This window comes from Xanthomarina gelatinilytica, assembly GCF_000348685.1.
Taxonomy (GTDB): Bacteria; Bacteroidota; Bacteroidia; order Flavobacteriales; family Flavobacteriaceae; genus Xanthomarina; species Xanthomarina gelatinilytica.
Window position 1 is genome coordinate 1 of record NZ_ANLA01000018.1, and the last position, 23,660, is coordinate 23,660.

Genomic DNA, 23,660 nt, shown 5'->3' on the forward strand with positions numbered 1-23,660 from the left:
ACCATAACCTGTCCTGCTGATATTACCCTAAGCAACGATGCTGGTCAATGTGATGCGATTGTAACTTGGACGGCGCCTACCGGTGCTGATAACTGTGCTGGTGCTGTGGTAACCAGTTCGCACAATCCTGGGGATACCTTCCCGATTGGGACAACTACCGTAACCTATACCATTACGGATGCGGCTGGCTTAACAGCTTCTTGTTCCTTTGACGTGACCGTAAACGATACTGAAAATCCAACCATAACCTGTCCTGCTGATATTACGGTAAACAACGATGCTGGGCAATGTGATGCGGTCGTTACCTGGACGGCGCCTACGGGTGCTGACAACTGTGCTGGTGCTGTGGTAACCAGTTCGCACAATCCTGGGGACACCTTCCCGATTGGGACAACTACCGTAACCTATACCATTACGGATGCGGCTGGCTTAACAGCTTCTTGTTCCTTTGACGTGACCGTAAACGATACTGAAAATCCAACCATTGCTTGTCCTGGAGATCAAAATGTAATATTTGATACTAATTGTGAGTTTTCACTACAAGATTATACTGCTTTAACATCCACATCTGATAATTGTGACAATAACATAACCGTAACCCAAAGCCCTGAACCTGGAGCGCTTATTACTGGGGTTGTAACTGTTACTTTAACAGCAACTGACGATGCAAATAATTCTAGCACTTGTACCTTTGATGTTATTCCTTCTGATAATGAAGTTCCTACTGCACAATGTCAATACATTACAGTGGTATTAAGTGCTACTGGCAGTTATACTATTAGTGCATCAGATATAGATAATAGTTCATATGATAATTGTGGCGTGGCTTCAATAAGCGTATCTCCTGATACATTTGATTGTAATGATATAGGTGATAATCAAGTGACATTGACCGTTACCGATGTGAATGGACTTACTTCACAGTGTACTGCAATAGTAACTGTTCAAGATAATACAGCGCCTAACATAACTAACTGTGGCAATATTACCATTGGTCCTTTAACCTTAGATGATGTAACTGGTGAAATAAGTGTAACCCAAGCTCAAATTGATGCCGCTTATACGGCAACTGATGCCTGTGGAATTGCTTCTGCAACGCTATCACAAACCACTTTTGGATGTAATGATATTGGAACAAATAATGATGTTAATTTAACAATAACCGACATAAATGGTAACTCAAGTACTTGCTATGGCATAACGGTTATCATTGAAGCACCAACTATAGATGGTGGAACCATTGAAGGCTATATAGATGTACCTAATCCAGATCCTGCGAGTGACATTATTGAATATTCTTATTGCCTTTATGATGAAAATGGTAATATCACGCAGCAAGATGTTGTTTTTAATTTAACAATTGATCCTGCATTAAATTTTATTGGATGGGAAGTTGCAACTCAAGATCCAAGCACCCAAATATGGAGTTGGACACCTTATTCAATAAATCCATCAAATCCATTACAACTAATTTTACCTGATATTGATGAATCTTTATTGGTAAGAGCTGTCATTCAATCTGGTACTTGTATTGCTTACTCTGCTGAAGCTGTTTTAATAGTTCTGCCTCCTGAAGAACCACCAATTATTATAAATGTTTCCAGTGACAACAGTTGTTCACCACCTGAGTACACTATCGTTGCAGAAAGTTTTTTTGAATATTACGGACAATTCGGAGAAGGAGGCCTCTTCAATCAAGCAAACCTTAATAATTTAGGCTGGCTTGTTGATGGTGTGGCTGTAATGTCTGCTGGTGGAAACAATACTTCACAGTCAACTTGGAGAGAAGTATCTCAATTAACGCCACTTGCAGGCATTTATCATTATCCTCAAGAAGGCTCTAAATTTGGTACTGTATATGGCCCAACCGATTCCGCATTAGAAACACCTATTTTTAATACTGTTGGCATGACTGCTGCAGAAGCTCAAGTAGAATTTTATCAAGCTTTCTTTTTATGTGATGGGGCAAGTGCTGTTATAGAATTATCTTTGGACGGCGGTCAAAATTATTCGGAAACTTTAGCAACCTATACAGGAACTACTGATACAGGCCTTGAAATATTTCGTCCTAGTGGGAATCAGAATAATTGCGATAGTTACAAAATAAGACAAGATGGTTACGAATTCGTTACATTAGATTTATCGTCCTATCTAGGCGAACCTAACTTAAGACTTAGATTCTCTTATTTTGGAATAACTGCAGGGTCTTGTAATGTAACAGTTAACGATGTCGATAATGTTATTCCTAATAACTTACCATGTGGTACTGGTATCACCAAAACAGTATCTAGTTCTTGGGCTATTGATGGCTTAAGAGTCCCTTACGACCCTATTGATACAGAATTAGAATGGACTGATGAAAATGGAAATGTTGTAGCCACTGGTGAAACTGTAACAGTTTCTCCAGTTACTCCAGGAACCCAAGAATATGGGGTCACCGCTTTAGTCGATCAATGCAGAGTAGCAGGAGATGAAGGTACAGAGTTTGTAACACTAGATTATAGTTTAGCATATGCTGGTCAAGATTTCACTCCAACGTCTGACACATGTGGTCAATCAAGTATTGATCTCAAAGCCTATGACAACACTATTAGAGCCAATGAGAATTTAGCATATTGGAACAATATAATGCCTGATAAACCTGGCAGCCCAGGAACTCCATTGTTTACTGCACCTCCTCTTGATGATAATGGTACGCCTGGAGATAATTCGGATGATACTTATCCAACGAATTATCCAGGAACTGGTATGACAGGCTCTTGGAGTTGGACTGCAGTATTACAGGAATGTGCTACTTTTACACCTACCTTTACAAGTAACACAGATCCTAGAGCAACCTTTACCGCGCCACCAGGTGTATATAATTTAACATGGACACTCCAAAATGGCTGTTCTGATACTGTACAAGTAACAATTAACAGTTGCACTAATTTAGATTTTGATGGCATCAATGATTATGTAACTTTTAAAAACAATTATAACTTAAACAGTAATTTTAGTATTGAAGCTTGGATTAAACCAAATGCCATTTCTGGAACTATATTCTCAAGAAAAGATAATACAGTAAGTACTGCTGGTTACGATCTAAGTTTATCAGGTGGAAGTTTAGTATTTAATTTTGGTTCTGGTTCCATTTCAACTGGAAATATTATTAATACAAGCAGATGGTTTCATGTTGCTGTAACTTTTGATGGTTCTTATAAATTATATGTTGATGGCGTACTTAAAAATACCGTTTCAGGTAGTGCCCCTCAAACTACGCCAAATAATATTGAAGCAATTCTTGGAGCCATAGACCAATCCCCACAAGAACAACCTGTTAATTATTATTCAGGATGGATAGACGAATTTAGGGTATGGAATAGAGCTTTAAACCAACAGCATATTCGACAGATGATGAATCAAGAGATTAAAGAGTTAGGTGGTAATGTAGGCGGCGAGGTAATTCCTACTAAAATTTATGGTGTAGATACCAATCAAGATGGTACCGAAGAAGATTTACTGACTTGGGCACATTTAGACGGATATTATCGTATGGCTGTGGATTGTGGTTATTTAACGGCTTATAAAGGAGTAAGTGGTAGACTTCGAAATATTACTTCACAACAAACAGAAAATGCACCTATTCCATACACAACAAAACAAAACGGAGATTGGGACAATATTAACACCTGGTCTGAAAGTGTTTGGCACATACCAAACAGTACAGAGCATGGAACAAAAATAGATTGGAATATTGTAAGAACAGCACACAATATTTCGTCTGGAGATAAAGATATAACCGTTTTAGGTTTACTGGTTGACACCAATGAGTTCAGTATAGAAGATCCAAATACGCCATTAAACGAAAACAATGAGGGACAAATGCTCTGGGTAACAAAATATTTAAAACTCGATGGAAAATTAGATCTTGTAGGAGAATCTCAATTAGTTCAAAAACGCTATAATACCATACAATTTGAAGATAGTGCTTTTGACAACACTAGCACAGGTTACATAGAACGAGACCAACAAGGTACATCAAATCCCTTTAATTACAACTATTGGAGTTCTCCAGTAGCACCAAATAACGCAGCTCTAGATAACAGTAATAGTTATTCTATTGGTAGTGTCTTAAGAGATGGCACCATAACTGTTCAAAACCCTATAAACAGATTTATTGCTTGGACTGGAAACTATACAGCTTCCGCCAGTAATCCTGCTCAAATTAGCAATCGTTGGCTCTATGCTTATATCAATAACCCTTCAAATGATTATTATTCTTGGGAATACATAAGTAATACAGGAACCATTCCAATTGGCTTAGGTTTCACAATGAAAGGTAGCGGTAACGCAACTGCAAATCAAAACTATGTGTTTTTAGGTAAACCAAACAACGGAACCATCTCTTCCCCTATTGGTGCCTTACAACAATCTTTGGTTGGAAACCCATACCCTTCTGCAATAGATTCAAAAGAGTTTATTTTAGACAATGGCCCTTCAGGAACAAATAGTATTACTGGAACTTTATACTTCTGGGAACATTATACCTCTAATGCAACACATATCACCGAACTATATGAAGGTGGCTATGCTGCTTTAAATTTTACAGGTGGTGTTGGAGCTGTACAACATCCAGATTTAATTATCAGCAATAATGGAACAAAAATTCCTGAAAGATATATTCCAGTTGGACAAGGTTTCTTTGTAGAAGCTAGTACAACTAATGCTCAAGTGACATTCAAAAATAGCCAAAGAATTTATAAAACAGAAGCCTACACAACAGATTCTTATGAAGGTTCTGTATTTATTAGAACCTCATCAGATAACAATGAGAATGCTACTGAAGAAATTACAATTAAACGACTCCGACTTGAATTTATTTCTCCTGAAGGAGCACTAAGACCCTTGCTATTGGGTTTTGTTCCAAACGGTACAGCTACAGATGGCGTAGATTGGGCATACGATGGTAAGAATAATGATGAGTCAACCATTAGCGATTTATCTTGGATGATAAGTGATGAGAAATATGTCATTCAAGGTGTTGGTGAATTCGATGTAACTAAACAGTATCCTTTAGGTTTATTCCTTAAATCTAAAGGCAATATAAACATTAGTTTAACTGATTTAGAAAACTTTGAAACACCTATAAATGTATTTATTTATGATAGTTTACTAGATACCTATACACAAATTAACGATACCGATTTTAATTTAGATATGGATGCAGGTGATTACTTAAACAGATTCTACCTAACATTCCAATCTGAAACCTTAACGGTAAATGAAGATGAAATCTTAGATCAATTTTTAATAAACTATTTAAACAATTCAAACGAAATATTTATAAAAGTACCAAACAACATGACTGTTAAACAAGTATTTTTAATTCAAATCCTCGGCCAAACTGTAAATTCATGGGAAATTACTGATGCACATGCTTATCTGTCATTACCTGTAATAAGAATCCCTGTTAAAGGTATAACAGAAGGAACATACATTGTTAAAATTGTAACAAAAGACAATAAAGCTATTAACAAAAAAGTCATTATCATGCAAAACTAAATGGCTTGATGAATCAAACAAATCCCCATAGACTATGTCATGGGGATTTTTTTATGTCTATTTATAAAACAGCAACTGCATAGCTTAAGTATGGCTCAAGTTTAGATGGTGCATGAGAGTGACTAGCCCTAAAAAAACCATACAGATTAATAAATAAATCCTTATAAAATTTTAAAACCATTTCTTAATCCTTAAATGACTATACAGTTATTTTAAAATTTGCCACTTTATAATATGGACTGTGTTAAAGCTCCCCTCTTCAGATGAAGAGGGGTGGACAGACAAAGTCTGGACGGGGAGTTTGATTTTATCATTTAAAAACCAATAAAAAAACGAATTAAAAAGAAGAGACGCTATATACTAAAATCTAGATAAATAGAAGTGACCCGTCCTAAAACAGCCATACAGGTTAATAAATAAATCCTGATATAATTATACAACGCTTTTTCTTAATCCTAAAATGACTATACAGTTATTTTAAAATTTGCCACTTTATAATATGGACTGTGTTATAGCTCCCCTCTTCAGATGAAGAGGGGTGGACAGACAAAGTCTGGACGGGGAGTTTGATTTTATCATTTAAAAACCAATAAAAAAACGAATTCAAAAGAAGAGACGCTATATACTAAAATCTAAATAAATAGAAGTTTCTTATAGCTTTCCTATGGCTTTCCCATGGCTTTCCTATGGCTTTCCTATGGCTTTCCTATGGATACTCCATGGATAGTGTATGGATAGTGTATGAAGCCCAGCGTTTTTTCCTACAAAAATCAATTTTTTGAAGTTTCAAAGCTCAAAATTTATAAAATATCATGTATTTCATCGATTTTTTTAGTATTTCGTAGATTAATTTCAATATTTTACTATATTAGCTATCCCAAATCATATCCATTCATTTAAACCCAAATAAAATGAATAAATTAACCTACTTATGCCTCATGGTGTTGCTTTGTAGCTTTTCTGCAAATGCGACATCACATTCAACAAATACTACAGAATCTTATGCTTTTAACGACATACAACGTGTAAGAATAGATTTTACCATGCCAAATGGCTATGTGCGTCATTTACTTTTAGCCTTTACCCCAAATAATGCTGCAACCGATGGTGTGGATTATGGTTATGACGCTTTAAACATCGATAATTTTCCAGATGATTTAAATTGGATGATTGAACATCAGCGTTATGTGATTCAAGGGGTTGGCGCCTTTAACGATACCAAACAGTATCCCTTAGGCATGTTTATCACAAACCCTGGAGAGATTGCCATAGCTTTGGATACTTTGGAAAATTTTGATACTGATATCAATGTTTTCCTATATGATGCTTTACACAACACCTACACTTTGTTAAATGAAATTGATTTTCAAGAAACCGTTACTGCCGGAACTCACTTGGATCGTTATTTCATCGCTTTTAAAAATAACACAAACGGAAGTATCATTAACCAAGCAACTACCTTGCTTTCCATTGAGGACATGGCAACCCAGGAAACATCTATTTCTTTTTTAAGACAATCTAAAGAGATTTATATATATTCCAACCAAAACATTGACAAATTAGAAGTATATAATTTATTGGGAAAACGTATTTTTAGCCAAGAAGGTATTCACTTAAAAACATTAAGGTTACCAAGCCATTTCACCAACGAAAAGTATGGCATCGTGAGAGTGTACACCCAACAAAGTGCCACAAATAAAAAACTGATCCTGAACTAACTCTAAAGATACCCAAATTGGTATGTAACTGCATTTTAAAAAGGATAATCCTATTTGGATTATCCTTTTTTTTTGTTCAAGAACGATTTTCTTTAAAATAAACACAAAAGATAGGATTGCTTGTTTATATGGTTTTGTGTTGCCAAGACTGACCAATATCATTGATATAACAATTGCTTACTACTACTTTTGAACTCATATTGGACAGTTTTAAAACAACCAACCCTAATAAACTTCAATTTTCATGGAATTTAGACCATTAACTGCTTTATCGGTACATTTAGAAAGTTTAATAAAAGGACGTTTATGGCTTCAGGTAATTGTTGGCTTACTTTTTGGTGCTGCACTTGGACTGTTATTAAACCCTTCCACTGGGTTGGTCTCTGAACGTGTAGGTTCTTGGTTGGCAAATTGGCTGGAGTTACCAGGACAAATCTTTATGCGATTGATACAAATGGTAATGATTCCATTGATATTTGCCTCCATTATTTCGGGGATTGTAAGCAACACCTCAGACAATTTAAAAACTTTTGGCCTACGCTTATTTCTGTATTTCGTTTTTACAACTACAGTGGCCATAATCATTGGGCTTTCCTTAACGCTTCTCATGAAACCTGGAGAATATGTACTGTCCCTAGGCGGTTTTCCCGAAAGTAACGAAAAACAGATCCTCCCAACTGAACAGGCAAATCTTATAGATAATATTCCCATGGCCATTTCCAATCTCATTCCCAACAATCCGTTGGAATCTATTTTAATGGGTGAAATGCTGGGAGTGGTTATTTTTACCATCATCATTGGGATAGCCATCACCCAACTTAAGGATGTAACTGCGCAACCTATCATCCGGTTTACGGAAGCCATTCAAAAAATATGCATGATAGTTGTTTCCTGGGCCATGAAATTGGTTCCTTATGCTGTATTTGGGCTTATGGGAGCATTATTGTCCAGAATCGGCATCGGAATTTTTCTCGGACTTGGTTATTATATGTCGGTTGTGATTATTGGCTTACTTATTTTAATGTCCTTTTACCTCCTATTGGTCTTATTTGTTGGTAAAAAAAATCCGTTTAAATTCTTAAAAGCCATTAAAGAACCTCAATTATTGGCGTTTTCTACCGCCAGCTCAGCTGCAGTCATGCCTGTATCCATGAAAACTGCTGAAGAAAACCTTAAAATCCCTTCAAACATCAGCGATTTCGTCATTCCTATTGGTGCTACCATCAATATGGATGGAACTGCCCTATTCCAATGTGTAACTACCTTGTTTATGGCCCAAGCTTATGGTATAGAACTTTCATTAATAAATTTAATATTGATGACTGCTACAGTTATTGCAGCGTCCATAGGAACACCTGCCATACCTGGTGGTGGTGTCATTATATTGGCCACAGTCCTGCAAAGTGCTGGTATTCCTGCTGATGGATTGATAGTGATTATTGGTATCGATCGTATTTTAGGGATGTTTAGAACTGTTGTAAACGTAACTGGAGACCTAACAGCTTGTCTGGTTTTTAACAGGTTCTATGGAAACATCAAGCCTCTGGATACCATGGACCCTAAATTACAACCCTTGGCAAGCACTTAAGGAGAGGGTTTAAAATGTGTTTTAAATTAATTTCCAAGACTTGTGGACGAAAGGACTGTAAAAATGATGTTACCATTAAAACCAAGCCATCATAAGCTTAATTAATTTTAATGGAACTGGTTATTTTCAACATGTTTCTACTTATGGCATAAAGCCATTGAAGCTGCTCCCAAACCAAATGGAATTCTTGATATTGTCTTTCCAAATGCTTATCTTTTGGATTTAAAAAAATCATATCGTTTATAAGTTGTTCATTTTCAGAAAGTGCTTTTTGTACCAAGTGAGCAAGTTCTTCAGGAACCTCCTTTTGTAATGTTTTTAATACCAGGCTTAAATAATTATCTATTTTATGGGTAGCTTCCTTAAACATCTCTGATGCTTCGGTTGTTGGATGGTTTTGAATGTAGGTACTCAAGGAAGCCAAAGACGACAAAAACGTATGGTTCAATTCTACCAACTCATAAATTTTATCCAAATGTTTTTGTTTAGATTTTGGTTCTTGAGCCATTCGTTGAAAAGCTGAATTTAAATTGGACGTTTCCAAAAAAGCTGTTTTCCTGGCTACTTTATAACTGGTTGGAACCTGACCTTTTTGTTCATAATACAAGCCTATCTCATTTAAAAAATCCTTGTTTGCCTGGACACTCATTTCAATAGTTTCATGGATATCTAGAAAACTCCATGCTGGCCACAAAAACAACATTGCAACATAGGATAATGCTGCTCCCAAAACCGTATCTATAATTCGGTATTGAATAACTGTTGAAATATCAGGCTCTATAATCCCGTAAATAAAAACCACACTCAAGGTTATAAACGTTGCAGAAGCTTTGTAATTCCTTTGAACCATGGAAAAAGCAATGATTAAAGACCCTATTCCCAACACAGCATAGAGATATGGATTTTGAATAAGTAAAACCATTCCTGCAGCCACAGCGCCTCCTATTAGGGTTCCAATTATCCTGTCTTTGGAACGAACTTTGGTAAGTCCGTAACTAGGACGCATAATCACGATAATGGTCAAAAGTATCCAATACGGATTTTGAAAAGCGAAAACATGACCCAATATGTAACCCAAAACTACAGTGACAGCCAATCGCAAGGAATGTTTAAAGATATTGGACTTAAAACTCAAGTTCCTTAACAGGATATTCAAACTGTAATCTTGAGATACAATAAAACGCTTGGATTCATTGGAATCTATAAAGTCTTTGGTATCCATATTTGGATTGCCTAAAAGCCATTTTATCCGTTTGATTTTTAAGAATTGCCTTTTTTGATATTCCAAATAGTTTTGAAGTATTAAAAAGCCCTCATAATCTGACTTGTTATTGGAGTTTTTTAGGGCTTCCACTTCTTGTTCCAACCTCTCTAGGTACAAAATCAATTGTTTATTGTTAGGTAATTGCCTTTTATTGTACCTTGTTTTTGAAATAGACTTTAATTGCTTGGCAACTTCAAAAATAAAATCCTGGAAACTTTTAACATAGTTAGGATGATACTTTAAAAACACATCCATTTTATCATAGTTTACCGGATTTGCAATGGCAGCTTCCAATATTTCTACAAGCTGAACAAAAACCAATAATCGCTTCCCTTTATAATGCGATAGCCCTGATTTTTTTCTGGACTGAATTAAAATCTCCCGTAATGTAGCATGTCGTTCTACCAGTTCGGCCTGTAAATCCAACAGCTTGGCCTGTAATTCGTCCCTGTTAGGCTGAGGACCAACCAGTTTGCCTCTGGTTTCAAGAAATGCTGCTGTAAGAAGAAAGGTCTCTGCCAAAATCTCTTCGGTGTGCGCTTTCGGATTGATAAAATACCAGATCACCACCAACAACAAATACCACAGCCCACCTAAGCCAATTAAAAATGCATATTCATACATTTCCAAGGTCTCGCTTATATGGGCAAAACTCAATACCAAAGCCAACAAACCAGAAAAACTGATCAACGAAGCCCTAAATCCATACACTGAAATAAAAGCAATGCTAAAAGTTAAAAATCCAAGCACAGGTATTATCAACCATGTTTGGTAATGTAGGTAGCCTCCCAAAAAACTCACTATCATAATCAATAAAGCCGAAAGCAAAATACCGTTTATTTTGTGTGTCAATTTTCCACTAACATGACTTGGAGAACACCAAAAAGCACCAAAACCAATGGCCAAACCTATTTCCAATTGATTGAAAACCAAACCAAAAACTATAGGCAATGTAATGGCTATCCCAATAAGAACAGCTTTTGAGAAATCGTTGCTTTTTAAAAACTGGAAGAGTTCTTTAATGTTTGTTGAAATAATTTGACTGATTGGCTCCAAAGTAATTTATTAAGCCTCAAAGGTACAATTTAGCAACCAAACTGAACACTTTTTACAGTTCATATACCTTTAGGGATTATCTGAACAAAAGCATAAAAAAGTGAGTTTAATCGCAATCATGACTTGTGTTTTTATGTACTTTAGCATGACACAATAATACAAATGGCATGTTTAGACATCAAGGAAAAAGCAGAACATTAAAACACAATATCCATCTGGCAACGATTTTGTCTTTTGTTGCTGGTTTGGTTAATGTTACTGGCTTTTTATCTTTTAAACAGCTTACAACAAACGTAACAGGGCACTTTGCCCTTTTTGTTAACGATGTGTCCCATTTCGAATTCTGGAAAGGCACCATATACTTTTTATATATCTTTTCATTTTTATTTGGTTCGTTCACCTCGGCTTTTTTGTTGGAAAAATTTAACGAGACCAAAAAACTGAATGTTTTTGCGCTTCCAACCCTCATGGAATCCCTTATTTTGATAAGCATAGCCCTTTTAAGTCATGTTACTGGCTTACTAAATCCAGATCTAGTGGTTTGCATGTTGTTATTTTCCATGGGACTGCAAAATTCTTATGTAACAAAAATTTCAAATGCTGTGGTTAGAACCACGCATTTAACCGGATTGTTTACAGATTTGGGCATAGAGCTGTCACAATTACTTTTTCCTATAACAAAACTAAAAAGAAACAGTATTAAAGCTACCATTAAATTACGAGTGTACATAATTGGATTTTTCTTTTTAGGAGGCTTGGCAGGTGGCTTTTTCTTCTCTACAATGAATTTAAAATTGAATACCTTACTCATTGGAGCCGCCATTCTTTTACTGAGCCTGTTTTACGACGATTTTAGGTTTTGGTATTTAACCTCTAAAAGAAGGCATGTTAAAAAACAGCACTGTCAAAAAGGGCCTCCTAAGCAAGCGAAAAAAATTAAATAAAATATTGACTGAGGTTTCTTGCTTTTATACTTTAGGTATTTGTAAATTTACTTAAGTTTTTAAACCCAATATTTTAATATCTTATCCAGTATGAACAGTAACAGATCCTATGGCATTGGTGGTAGTACAGCCGAAACAGAACTTTCCAAATTAAGTGAACCAAGCGTTAAGCCTGCACCTATTAATTCCTTAGAATTTCAAAACAGATTGGATAAAGCCTGTCACGCGCTAAAGACAAAAGGCCTAGATGCCTTGTACATTAATGCTGGAACCAATTTGTATTATTTTACTAACACCACATGGAATCCATCAGAACGTATGGTTGGTGCCTTACTTTTTGCTAACGGACAACTAAAATACATTGTTCCAGAATTTGAAATTGGGACTTTTAACGATTATAAAGGCATGGATGGGGAACTTATTGCTTGGGCAGAGCATGAGTCTCCAGTTCAAAAAATATCAGAACATGTTACAGAAGGCATACGATTGGCTGTTGATGATTCAACAGCATTTACAATGGTTTCCCGTTTTCAAGAGCATAAAAAATTTAGAATTAGCAGTGCCGAAGAGTTTATTAGGAACATTAGAATGCTTAAAAGTGAAGCTGAAATTGCGCAAATTCAATATGCCATGGATTTAACCATGCAAGTGCACCAAGCCACAGCTAGGATTTTATCTCCTGGTATCAGGACTACCGAAGTAGAGGATTTTATCCATAAAGCCCATCAAAAATTAGGTGTTGCCAGTGGATCTTACTTCTGTATTGTGTTGTTTGGCAAGGATTCCAGTTTTCCCCATGGCGTAAAAACCCCAAAACCTCTTGAAGAAAACGATATGGTTTTGGTAGATACAGGAGCCAGATACAATGGCTACCTTTCAGACATTACCAGGACCTATATTTATGGCGATGCCACACAGAAGCAACAAAACATTTGGGCTAAGGAAAAGGCTGCACAGTTAGCGGCCTTTAAGGCTGCTCAATTAGGCAATCCTTGTGGGTATATTGATGACCAAGTGCGCGTTCAATTGGAAAAAGACGGACTAGGTCCAGATTATGCGCTTCCAGGTTTACCACACAGAACAGGGCATGGCATAGGATTGGATATTCATGAACATCCTTATATCTTGAGAGGAAACGATATTTTGCTCCAAACAGGCATGACTTTTAGCATTGAGCCCATGATAGTGGTTCCTGATGAATTTGGAGTGCGATTGGAAGACCATATTTACATGACCAATAAAGGTCCTAAATGGTTTACTCAACCAGCACATAGTATTGAGAACCCTTTTGGTGTTTAAAAAAAAACAAAGTAGTCTCTTTAGTGTTGGCATTTTATTTAGAAACCAAATCCCAAACCAAATGCTACCCGAACACCATCAGTAGAATGAAAGGCTCCAATATTTGCAGACAAGACCTCTATGGCATTAATAAAGAAACCTCCTCCATAGGTATTATGCCATTTTTTTGAACTGTCATTTTCCAGCCAAACCCTACCATAGTCAAAACTCCCATATATTCCCATTCTTATGGGAATGACAGGTGTTTTGATACGACTGAAACTATAACGTAAATCGGTGTTTTGGTAAAGGGAGTTTTTTGCTGTAAAACGTTGGTTCCTAAAACCACGAAGACCATCTTCCCCTCCTATGGATGCTGCCTGATAAAATTCATATCCATTTCCAAAATTAATATGGGTTTTTACTTTTGATGCCAAAACCAAACGGCCTGAAGGGTTCAATTTTCTTGCTATTCCCAACTCTGTAATAAGATAACCAAAGTTGCGATTGCTCACTTCCAAATTATCTTTAAAACCTGCTTCCAAAGAAAAGAGCAATCCATTGGTTGGGTAGGCCTTACTATCGGAATTGGAATAATCAAATCTGGCATTAAGCCCTATAAAGTGCTCTTCATCAAACAAATATTCCGGAAGTATATCAGTATTGGATACATAGCGGTTATCTGCATCATGGATTTCATTCACTTCATAACTCAATCCAAATTGAATGATGCTTCCTCGTTTGGAATTCCAGATCAATTGTGGACTAATGGTAAACATTCTGGTTTTAACACGATTGTAATCCATTCCAAATTCTTCATCAAAATTTTTGGTTTCATTTCCATAACCAAAGAAATTAATGCTGTAATTTGGACTCTGAAAGTGTGATTGTAAGCCAAAATTCAAATTACCAACCACATTGGCAAACTCGCCTTTGTAATTTAACTCATAACCATGGGTTGCAAAATAATAGGCTCCTTTTATTTGGTGCTGCGATGTAAACGGATTGCGTTCAAATCCGTAAACTGTATAAGTATTGATGAACCCAAGTTTTAGTCCATCGTCTGGGTTGGCTCCCAAAAGAGGCAAAATTTGATTGGTGTTGTTCCTTATTTTTCTATAATCAAATACATTGGTGTTATAATCATCTGTTAATTTAATTCTAGCTTTTGTTGCTTGGGATAAATTGTTGTTTTTCGATTTGTAATCGTATATCACAATGTTTTTACCATGTGTTACTTTATAATCGTCGTTGTTTTGTCCCCCAATCAGACGAATTTTAATTTTGGACACCTGTCCTTGCACGTCAAAACTATCATCATCATCCAAACCGTAAATCCAAATTTCCTTGGTTGCATTTGCTTGGTAGATTTTATGATGAAATCGGTCCTTAATGGTGTCGTCCTTTTTTCGATACATGGACACTTCCACAGTTCCTTTATCCAATGCTTTTACAAGAATATAATCATCTTTATTGGTGGCTGTTAAAACAGCATGTTTGCGAATAAGTTTAAGGTACCTATCAGCTATTTGTTGTAGGTTTTTACGTCTTTGCTTTAAAATGCCTTTAATGGTTACAAGGGTATTGGCATCTACTTCCTTTGGCATGGAATTAAAAGCCTCATCAATGACCTCATCTGTTATTTGGGATTGAATTGCCTGTACTTGCTCATCCCAATCAGATGAATTGGAATTTGTTATAAATGCAACATCCAAAGGAAACACAGACACATTAAAGCCTTTCACATCTTTTAAATCTGGTTCGTATTTCCTAAACTTTCTGGCTGCTGGAATAAGTGCCACGCCTGCTCCAAACAAAAATCCATCGGACATTTTAGAAAAAGCCAAATCCCTATCCCGAGGCAAAGGCTTATAAACTGTTTTATTGTCTTCCTCAAAAACCATCCAACGCCATTGGTCTTGATGTCTGTCGGCATCTCCTATGAGCATATCAAACAAACGCGCTTTTATAAATTCTTGTTCATCGATCACCTTGGATTCGTCACTAAGCACCTCTGCCAGCATATCGACGGTATTTACTATCTCTCCCGTAAAATTCCCAGTGGCCAATTCTAAATGCCCATCAGAAGCATGTTCTTCTAAAAGATACAGCTCGTCTCCAAAATCCTCATTATACAAACCTAAAGCATCCTGCTTGGGGATGTAGTACAGTTTAGGGTTTAAATGCGATAAATTAATGGCATCTGATAAGGTGGCTAGTGTAAAAGGCGCGTAAGGGTGTGCTCCTGTAAAAACATCTTCTATCAAACCTTCGGAAGCTGTATTTTTAAATTGTCCTTCAACATATTGATCTTTAAATATAGCGGCTTGCAAAAATTGATCTGCTTGTTTTTTCATGGCACGCATCACATAACGTTTTCCATCTGATGCCTGCAAATGCAAGGTTTTGGACTGTGTACCTCCTCCTTTTCTAATAGGTTTTAATCCACCCATCAACGTATCTAAATAAACCACTTTTGCCGAAATAGCTTGGCTGTAATCCGCTCGATACCTTTCTCCCCAAAGAAATTTATAGAAGCCTGATTTATCGGTTTCGTTTAACGAATAAATGGAAGCACTAATGGAATCCAAATCAATTTTTGGATAAGTGGTTTTACCTATGGTTTTGGGTTTTATAATTTGTTTGTAGAACTCGACTTGTTGGGTGTTTGAATTTACAAACTGTACATCTACTGCCTTTTCTTTGCTAATATTCAACAAGGCATAACCTGGAACTGCATGTCCATAATTATTGGAATTACGCATTCTAACGGGTGTTGTTTTAGAACCAGCACCACTTATTACCTGAACCACATTATCAAATTCCAGGTATTGTAAGCTATGTTCATGCCCTGAAAGGAAAATAACCTGTTCGTTTTGTTGAGCTACAGCTATGAGATTTTTTCTTAATTCGTTATAAAACTGATTTGACAAATCGGCATTGACAATACCACTTGTGGATCTAATTACATTTTTTATGGTCCCTAAAATAGGTACAGGACTCAAGTGCTCCTTAGCATCATACCTTCCATTGTGAGGGCCTTCGCTATGCATGGGATGATGAATGGCTACCAAAGTAATTTTTCCTCGGGCCTTTTTTATTTCGCTTCTAAATTCGTCCAGAAAATCTTCCCTGGTTTTTATGTCGCAATCTTCATTCATGGTAGGATGCCTATTCCAATTGGTAATGTACCAATGAGAATCCACTATCAGCAAAACGGTATCTTCGTTTAATTTTACTTTTTCAATAGGACAGCCATTTTCCGGTTGAAACGTGTTTTTGCCCAAAGCCTCTTCCACCATTTTTTCTTGTAGTTTTAAACCTTTTAATCCACTGTACCAATCGTGGTTTCCTGGAATAAAATACACCTGACCAGGAAAGGTTTTGGCAACATGTAATTGAAGGTTTAAGGCTGTTTTGGCATCTTGAATCGCTTTGTCTCCTTCTAAGGGAATGCCTTTTGGATAAATATTATCCCCCAAAAATAAAAGCAAGTCGTTTTTGTCTGCTTGATTAAATTGCTTTTCAAGACTGGTTAAGGCTTTAGGAGCCGTTCCGTCTGGGTTTGGCATTCCTGCATCTCCTATTAAAAAAACATTGGTGGTTTCTTGATCTATACCAACAAGTTGGTTTTGCTTGACATTAGGGTTATATGGCTTGTAGGTAGCACAACTGCTAACAATCCATCCCATTAACAGTAAACTTCCAAAAATGCTTTTTGTCATAGTTGATACTTGCTTTTAAACCGTTTCTATATCCTCTAAGGTGAAGATACTGGATACTTTTTGTAAGTCTTTATTTAAATCCACGCGAATGGCCTTGAGACCACTGGCTCCTTGAAGTTCTTCCAGTTCCACGATTTCCATATGTTTACCAACATAGTTTTTGGCTTGCAGGAATTGAAAATAGGCTACATATTCACGTTCTATAGCTGTACTTGAATAAACCACACACAGTTTATGAGGTTGGGTTAAACGTTCGTTGGTGTTTTTAATATGCGCTTTATCTATACGCTTTTTTATCATTTCATAACGCACATTATAGGCGCCATCCACATCAAATTGTTTTTCGTCAATTCGGTAACGAATCGTTATGGGAACATCATAAGCCAATATCAAAGAAGCAACTTCCAGTTGTAGGGGAAATTCTTTTTGTTTTTCATAATACATGGCTTCCATCTCGCAAGTTACCTGAAGCTGCCATAAACGCAAATTGTACAGAACCGTTGGATGATATTTTAAATGTTTGGTAATGGATTGCCCAACATATAAATTGTGCTCGATGCCATCTGTATTGAATTTTTCAAAATAATGTGGAAAAATCTCTTGAGCTTTTGCTTGTTGTTTTTCCAAGAATGCCGACAAAGCCTTATTGCCCATGTTAATGGTCTCATCGTAGGCCTTTCTGGCGTCGTAAAGGCTATTGGTAGTCTTGTCTATAGCTTGAAGAAACGCCATTAAATCCTTTTTATTTTTGGATTGACTTTGAAAATGTTCAAACAAAGGTATGAGTTGTTTTTGAAAAAACTGATTGATTTCCTGTTCTGAATTGGTATGGAAATGTTCCTTTATTTCAAATAAATAATTGTCTATTTGAAAAATCAATTGCTCGTAAAACGGCAAATTAATATTGGTTCTATCTATAAGGATCTGTTTGCTTACTTCCAATTGTTTGGTTAAATCCAATTGGATTGCCTCGTTTCTGGCATGCGATGAACTCACCACATCCACTTGACCAAATAGGGGAATGACATCTTTAAATACAATTTCATGAAAAACCGGATTTTCCCCAAAGTTTCTTTCCTGAATATACTGTCTGGCTTCTTCCTCAAAACGCCATTGAACTGATGGATGAATGGCTGTACATTCTTGTTGTATTACAGCACTAATTTCGTTTTGATATTCTGAAAACGTGCGTCTGGAATAACTTAAAATAAATGGCATAATGGTATCTAACTTTACCATGTTAATGGCATTTAACTGGTTTGGCTTAAATGCTGCCAATTCCACAATAAAACCCAATTCCCCATTAATGGGAATAGGAATTAAAGCCACACTTTTCAAGCCTCTTTCCAATAAAATTTTACTTAACCTGTTCCCTTTGGTTTGTTTGTGATAGGTTTCAACATTTGCAATAATGGACGGTTTACAGTCTTTAAACAATTCGTTGTTGATATGGGAGCAGGCGTATTTTCCAACAGACATATGTTCATCTGGCAATAGGGTAAGCATATCAAAATTCTTGTCAAAAGGTGGCGTAATCATGTTTTCTAACACGCTATAACTTCCAACTTGTAAATCTGGAATATTGAAGATGCGCCTAATGTCCTGAAGAAGGTGTTGAAAACTTTCTGTGTTGGGTTCAATTAAGTGCGTTTTAAAATCGTCTATTCGTTCATCTAAAGAGGTGTCAATGAGCGTAACCAATCCAAAACCTTCAATGGTCCAAGAGTTTTTGGGGAAATACTTTTCCCAAATTTCAAATTTATCGGCATGGCTCAATAATTCATCCAATATGTCTGGAGTAATGTCTATGGCGTTCTTGTTGGGATAGATATCAATAAAATCGGCATTAAAAACAACACGATAGCGCTTTCTGTCTCCATTTTTATCTATAACAGACAAGGTTTTTGGTCTTTCAAAATCTACTTGATATTTGTAATACACATTAAGTATAATGGCATAGATAAACAAATCGAAAGAGTCTTCATAGTCCTTGTACAGATCATGAAAAATATTGTTGTCTGTTTTTGCATTGTTAATGATATTTTGCAGTCTGGTGCTGCAATAAATCACATCGTTGGTATAGGGTGTTACAGCTGCTTTTATTTCGTTTTGCGTTAAAGCTGTTGGAAATATAAACGACATGACTTGATCTAGTATGTCTTTGTGTTTAAAAAAATCTTCTTTTGAGTCTGTGCCTAACGTTAAAACAGGATGTGCATCAAACAATTCCAAAGCTTGTTTAGCTTGAGTTTGCACACTGGAGTTGTTGGAGGAACTTATCAAGTCTTCAAACTTTTCCTTCAACAAACGCAAAGACATAATAACTTTAAAAGGTCCTGTATTTTTTATTCTCATTAGCCTGTTTGTATTTTGTGTTACACAGAAAAATATACATAATAACTATAAATAAATGCTGCTGCCGAAATAATGATCCCAAACATAAAAACGGTATAGGTAATCCGTAACAACTTATATTTTCTGTTAAGTACGAGACCTAAATAATACAAATCCTTAGTAAGCGAATTGTATAAGGTTTCTTCGTTTTCCATTAAATAGTCGATTCCCCATTCAAAATCTTGCAAACTCATTTTTTGAAAGTTCCCAAAAAATAGAATGTTGGTTTTCTTTTCTTTGATCATCTCCTTGGTGATGGCCACATTGGATATTTTTGGTCGTGTGGACAAAACGGACAATACCACTGAAGCTACGCTAAACAACATTAATATTAAAGTTGGATATACTAAAAATAAATTAGACGGACTATCCAGTTTTGGGATTAAGTTGGACAGGGCAACCGAAATAATAATGGCATTTACCGATAGTAAAATATTGGCTTTGGTATCGGCAATGGCACTTAGTTCTATATGGTTTTTTAATTGAACCCGAAACATGGTCTCTATACCTCTACCAAATCTTGAACTTTTATCTTTTTTCTTTTCTTTGGCCAACAGTTTATCTATTTTTTTCTGAACTTCCAATTGGTTGATCTCTTTTTTAGGTTGCCACAATTGTTTTGCAGAATTGGAATAAAACGAGTGGTTTTTAAGAAACACCAAATTTTGTTGCAACCATTCTATTTCAGAAATATGCTTATGGTTTTTGGCATTTATTTCTTTCATTAAATTACCCGAAATCTCTATAAAATTTTCTGAAGCGATATGACCACAATCGGCATCTTTAATAATTGCTTCTAATTTATGTTTGGGCTTAAACTCACTTTTAGTGGCCAAAATCAATTGTTCCACTAGGCTTAACAAGTCTTCAGGCACCTCTTGTTGCTTTAAAAAAGAAATGGCTATTGTTACACTCTCTTCTTCGTGACCTTGATCTGTATAGATATAGCCTACATCATGAAACCAAGCTGCAAGCTTTAAAGCCATGGTTTCTTGTTCTGTACAAGCTTCCAGGCTTGCCAATTCTTCAATATTGGCTACCACACGTCTGGTATGAATGGCATTATGGTAATAATTTGTAGCTGCCAGCTGTTTGTTTAACAGGTCTACGACGTAGGTTTCCACTTGGAGTAATAGCGCTTCTTTCATATTACAAATTTACAAGGTTTGGTATTTAAAAACACAATGTCTGTCATCTTTTAAGGTTTTATTTGACAAAGCGTTCCCTAAAATACTATAAATAGGAATGATATAAAATAACAGTCCAAATTTGTTTTTCTGTGCATCAAACTTATTAGACGAAACAAACTCTGAAAACTTATGATAATTTAAAAATAACAGTAAAAAAAAAGAACTCTTACAAGTCCTTTTTTTTCTGTAATTGATTGTTAATTAATGAACCTCTGCTTTTATTTCACCTGACTGGTTCATCATCATGCTGTGATCGTATTTACAACAGTCTGGTAGATTTTTGTAGGCTTCTTCACTTCCAGTAACCTTTTCGGTATCATAACCAGATGCAGCTATGGCATGGTGAATAGCCATAACATCGGTTTTGGTGTCATCAAAAGACACATCTATTTTCTTTTTATCCACATCCCAAGTGGCTTTGGCAACTCCTTCAACGCCATTGGCAGCTTTTTCTATGGTTTTTTTGCACATGCCACAATTTCCCCTTACACCAAAAGATACATCTGTAAATGCCATGTCTTTACTCATTTCGGTGCTTGGTGTTGTTGTTTCTTGTTTCGCTTCATTTTTACAGGCCGTTACACCTAATACCGCAATTACAGCGACACTTAAAATTGCTTTTTTACTCACGTTGATTGCATTATTGTTTTTGTGTTCCTGGTTTTTGTTTAAAAAATTCATTGTTTTAAAATTTAATTGTTATTATTTGTCTTTACTTAATCTATTACTTGTTTGACTTCGCCACAGGTGAGCATGGCTTCACCAAAATAAGGATTGATTACCTTTTTTTCTTTGCTTAACCAATACGCACCTTGGTTGTTATCTGCCATAGGACAAAATTGAAGATAGGCCGTTTCATTGATGCCAAATACTTCCAGGGCTTTTGTTAATTTTGCTGATAACTGTTTAAAGAAGTCTCTTTGTGAAGGTATGCTTGAAGCTTTAGAAATTGAAACAGCCGATGTTCTCAAGTCGTTTTCCAATGCCATCCATTGCTTGTGTGCTTCACCCTTTAAAAGTTCCATATCTATTTCAGATAAATGGCTTAGGAAATTATTTGAAGCTGTTACAACACGTTTGGAATCTTCCTTAACCAAAGCATCTTTTAAAGCAATATAATCATTAAAAACAAGACTTAATTGTGCTTGAAAGTCCCCTGACACTTCCATACGTTCATGTATATTAACCTGTTTGCTGTCTGTATTGGAAGCATGGTCTCCCGAATGTTCTTGGTGACCTGTCATTGTTTTGTTTCCCTCCTTATTCATCATGGATTTTTTACCTTGCAATTGTGCTGCAGCATCCACAGTAAAAGTTCCATGAGTCACTATCTCATTTCCAACAAACACGCCATCCACAACTTCATAAGTGTCTCCTATTTTATTACCTAAAACCACTTCCTGCATTTCAAAAACAGGTTGGTTTGGCTGGGTTTTTAAATACACTACAGATCGTTTACCAGTCCATAACACAGCAGATGCAGGAATTGTCAATACATCCTCATTTTTCTTTAAACCACCTTCAATGCTGGCAGTAACAAACATGCCTGGTTTAAATTTAAGATCCTTATTATCTAGTACCACACGGAGAGTTACGGTTCTTGTCTGGGTATTTAATACTGGGTTTATAAAATCTACTGTTCCTGTGAATTCTTTATTGGGATAGGCTTTGGCAGTAACAATTACCTGCTGTCCTCTTTTTAATAAATCAATCTGATTTTCATACACATCAAAATTGGCCCATACCGAATTGAGGTTGGCTATCTTTAAAAGAGGTTCTCCTTGTTTAACATAATCGCCTTGTGCCACCAATTTTTCAGTAACCGTTCCAGAAACAGTAGCATAAACAGACACGTTTTCTTGTACTTTACCAGTGGTTTCAATGTGATTGATTTGACTTTCAGATAGTTTCCATAATTTCAACTTATTCCTAACTGCTTGATATAATTCGGGTTGTGAATTTTTTATTGACGCTGCTGTTATCAATTCTTGTTGTGCTGCATACAGTTCTGGTGAATAAATGCTTGCCAATAACTGACCTTTAGAAACCGTTTCGCCTGTAGCGCTCACGTACAATTGTTCTATTCTACCTGAAACATAACTTACCTGAACGGCATTGGCCTTTTCATTTTCAGCAATTTTACCTGATAATGTCAAAACATTACCTTCTACGTTGCCTTTACCAATAATACTGGTTTGAATATTGGCCAAGGCCATGGCATTATCTGTTAACTTAAACTGGTTTGCCAACAAACCATCACTTCCTGTTTCGGCAGGAATTAAATCCATACCACAAATAGGGCAATCACCTGGTTCTGGCTGCATAATTTGTGGATGCATGGAACAGGTCCACATTTGATTGGTTTCTGCAACAGCTTCGTGATTATGGTCTGTTTCATTTTTTGAAGAACCACCAAATAATACCCAACCCAAAAGTATGCCTGCCGCTAGCAAACCTATGTATATAACTATTTTATTATTTTTCATTTTCCAATCGTTTAATCATGGCTTTCATTTGCTCAATTTCCTTACGTTGTGCTTCAATAATTTCATTAGCCAACTTCTTCACCTCTGGGTCTTGAATTGCTGCTCGTTCACTGGTTAAAATAGCAATGGAATGATGTGGTATCATGGCTTTCATCCAAAGGACATCTCCAATTATTGGCGCTTGCATCCTTACCAATCCCAATGCACTTATAAATAGTATGAAACTACCTGCCAATATGGCGAGGTTCTTTTTTTTATCGTTATACATGTTACGCATAAAAAACCACATGATAACTGCCATAGTTGAAATACCAAGACACGTCATATAGAATCGTGTTAAGCTAAACCATACATGGTCTATGGCATAGGTGTTTAGATACATGGTGACGTACATGGCCACAAATGAGCAAGCCAACATGATAAAGAAGGTTTTGTAATTTCCTTTATTTAAGTGTTCTTTTGAATTTTCCATT

The 23,660-nt window shown here is 36.1% G+C and carries 12 protein-coding genes; 5 read left to right on the plus strand and 7 right to left on the minus strand.

Annotated elements, in window-relative coordinates; all coding sequences use genetic code 11:
• From D778_RS11265 to D778_RS11275, 3 genes are all read left to right on the plus strand, one after another.
• A partial coding sequence (locus D778_RS11265; RefSeq protein WP_040492287.1) for an HYR domain-containing protein occupies window positions 1–5,544 on the plus strand: 5,544 nt, incomplete at its 5' end.
• A gap of 911 nt (window positions 5,545–6,455) precedes the next feature.
• Window positions 6,456–7,262 (plus strand): hypothetical protein, encoded by an 807-nt coding sequence (locus D778_RS11270; RefSeq protein WP_040492289.1) that lies wholly within the window; start codon window positions 6,456–6,458, stop codon window positions 7,260–7,262.
• 244 nt (window positions 7,263–7,506) lie between these two features.
• Window positions 7,507–8,850 carry a dicarboxylate/amino acid:cation symporter gene (locus tag D778_RS11275; protein WP_007650756.1) on the plus strand — a complete coding sequence of 448 codons (1,344 nt, stop codon included), beginning with the start codon at window positions 7,507–7,509 and terminating at the stop codon, window positions 8,848–8,850.
• Between the two features lie 97 nt (window positions 8,851–8,947).
• Here D778_RS11275 and D778_RS11280 read toward each other — a convergent pair whose 3' ends face one another.
• Window positions 8,948–11,170, minus strand: coding sequence for an FUSC family protein (locus D778_RS11280; RefSeq protein WP_007650757.1), 2,223 nt, complete (start codon window positions 11,168–11,170; stop codon window positions 8,948–8,950).
• Window positions 11,171–11,337: 167 nt separating this feature from the next.
• Here D778_RS11280 and D778_RS11285 point away from each other — a divergent pair, with 167 nt between their 5' ends.
• Together D778_RS11285 and D778_RS11290 are read left to right on the plus strand one after the other, a co-directional pair.
• On the plus strand, window positions 11,338–12,114 hold the full coding sequence (locus D778_RS11285) for a YoaK family protein (RefSeq protein ID WP_007650759.1): 777 nt from the start codon (window positions 11,338–11,340) through the stop codon (window positions 12,112–12,114).
• A gap of 90 nt (window positions 12,115–12,204) precedes the next feature.
• A complete protein-coding gene (locus tag D778_RS11290; RefSeq protein ID WP_007650765.1) occupies window positions 12,205–13,413 on the plus strand; it encodes a M24 family metallopeptidase in 1,209 nt (402 codons plus the stop codon).
• Between the two features lie 38 nt (window positions 13,414–13,451).
• Here D778_RS11290 and D778_RS11295 read toward each other — a convergent pair whose 3' ends face one another.
• The 6 genes from D778_RS11295 to D778_RS11320 form a co-directional block, all read right to left on the minus strand.
• Window positions 13,452–17,117 carry a metallophosphoesterase gene (locus D778_RS11295; protein WP_007650767.1) on the minus strand — a complete coding sequence of 1,222 codons (3,666 nt, stop codon included), beginning with the start codon at window positions 17,115–17,117 and terminating at the stop codon, window positions 13,452–13,454.
• 15 nt (window positions 17,118–17,132) lie between these two features.
• Window positions 17,133–19,472 (minus strand): hypothetical protein, encoded by a 2,340-nt coding sequence (locus D778_RS11300; protein WP_040492291.1) that lies wholly within the window; start codon window positions 19,470–19,472, stop codon window positions 17,133–17,135.
• Window positions 19,473–19,492: 20 nt separating this feature from the next.
• Window positions 19,493–20,659: a Pycsar system effector family protein gene (locus tag D778_RS11305; protein ID WP_007650776.1), complete on the minus strand. Its 1,167-nt coding sequence runs from the start codon at window positions 20,657–20,659 to the stop codon at window positions 19,493–19,495.
• A 243-nt stretch (window positions 20,660–20,902) separates the two neighbouring features.
• Window positions 20,903–21,382 (minus strand): heavy-metal-associated domain-containing protein, encoded by a 480-nt coding sequence (locus tag D778_RS11310; RefSeq protein ID WP_007650778.1) that lies wholly within the window; start codon window positions 21,380–21,382, stop codon window positions 20,903–20,905.
• A 35-nt stretch (window positions 21,383–21,417) separates the two neighbouring features.
• Window positions 21,418–23,187 carry an efflux RND transporter periplasmic adaptor subunit gene (locus tag D778_RS11315; protein WP_007650779.1) on the minus strand — a complete coding sequence of 590 codons (1,770 nt, stop codon included), beginning with the start codon at window positions 23,185–23,187 and terminating at the stop codon, window positions 21,418–21,420.
• A complete protein-coding gene (locus D778_RS11320; protein WP_007650782.1) occupies window positions 23,177–23,659 on the minus strand; it encodes a DUF305 domain-containing protein in 483 nt (160 codons plus the stop codon). The genes D778_RS11315 and D778_RS11320 overlap by 11 nt, the downstream gene beginning before the upstream one ends.
• Window position 23,660 lies beyond the last annotated feature (1 nt).

What these genes read in the sequence shown, in the direction of transcription:
- D778_RS11270 (WP_040492289.1), top strand. Translation starts at nt 6,456, where the DNA reads ATGAATAAATTAACCTACTTATGCCTCATGGTGTTGCTTTGTAGCTTT.
- D778_RS11275 (WP_007650756.1), top strand. Translation starts at nt 7,507, where the DNA reads ATGGAATTTAGACCATTAACTGCTTTATCGGTACATTTAGAAAGTTTA.
- D778_RS11285 (WP_007650759.1), top strand. Translation starts at nt 11,338, where the DNA reads ATGTTTAGACATCAAGGAAAAAGCAGAACATTAAAACACAATATCCAT.
- D778_RS11290 (WP_007650765.1), top strand. Translation starts at nt 12,205, where the DNA reads ATGAACAGTAACAGATCCTATGGCATTGGTGGTAGTACAGCCGAAACA.
- D778_RS11295 (WP_007650767.1), bottom strand. Translation starts at nt 17,117, where the DNA reads ATGACAAAAAGCATTTTTGGAAGTTTACTGTTAATGGGATGGATTGTT.
- D778_RS11300 (WP_040492291.1), bottom strand. Translation starts at nt 19,472, where the DNA reads ATGAGAATAAAAAATACAGGACCTTTTAAAGTTATTATGTCTTTGCGT.
- D778_RS11305 (WP_007650776.1), bottom strand. Translation starts at nt 20,659, where the DNA reads ATGAAAGAAGCGCTATTACTCCAAGTGGAAACCTACGTCGTAGACCTG.
- D778_RS11310 (WP_007650778.1), bottom strand. Translation starts at nt 21,382, where the DNA reads ATGAATTTTTTAAACAAAAACCAGGAACACAAAAACAATAATGCAATC.
- D778_RS11315 (WP_007650779.1), bottom strand. Translation starts at nt 23,187, where the DNA reads ATGAAAAATAATAAAATAGTTATATACATAGGTTTGCTAGCGGCAGGC.
- D778_RS11320 (WP_007650782.1), bottom strand. Translation starts at nt 23,659, where the DNA reads ATGGAAAATTCAAAAGAACACTTAAATAAAGGAAATTACAAAACCTTC.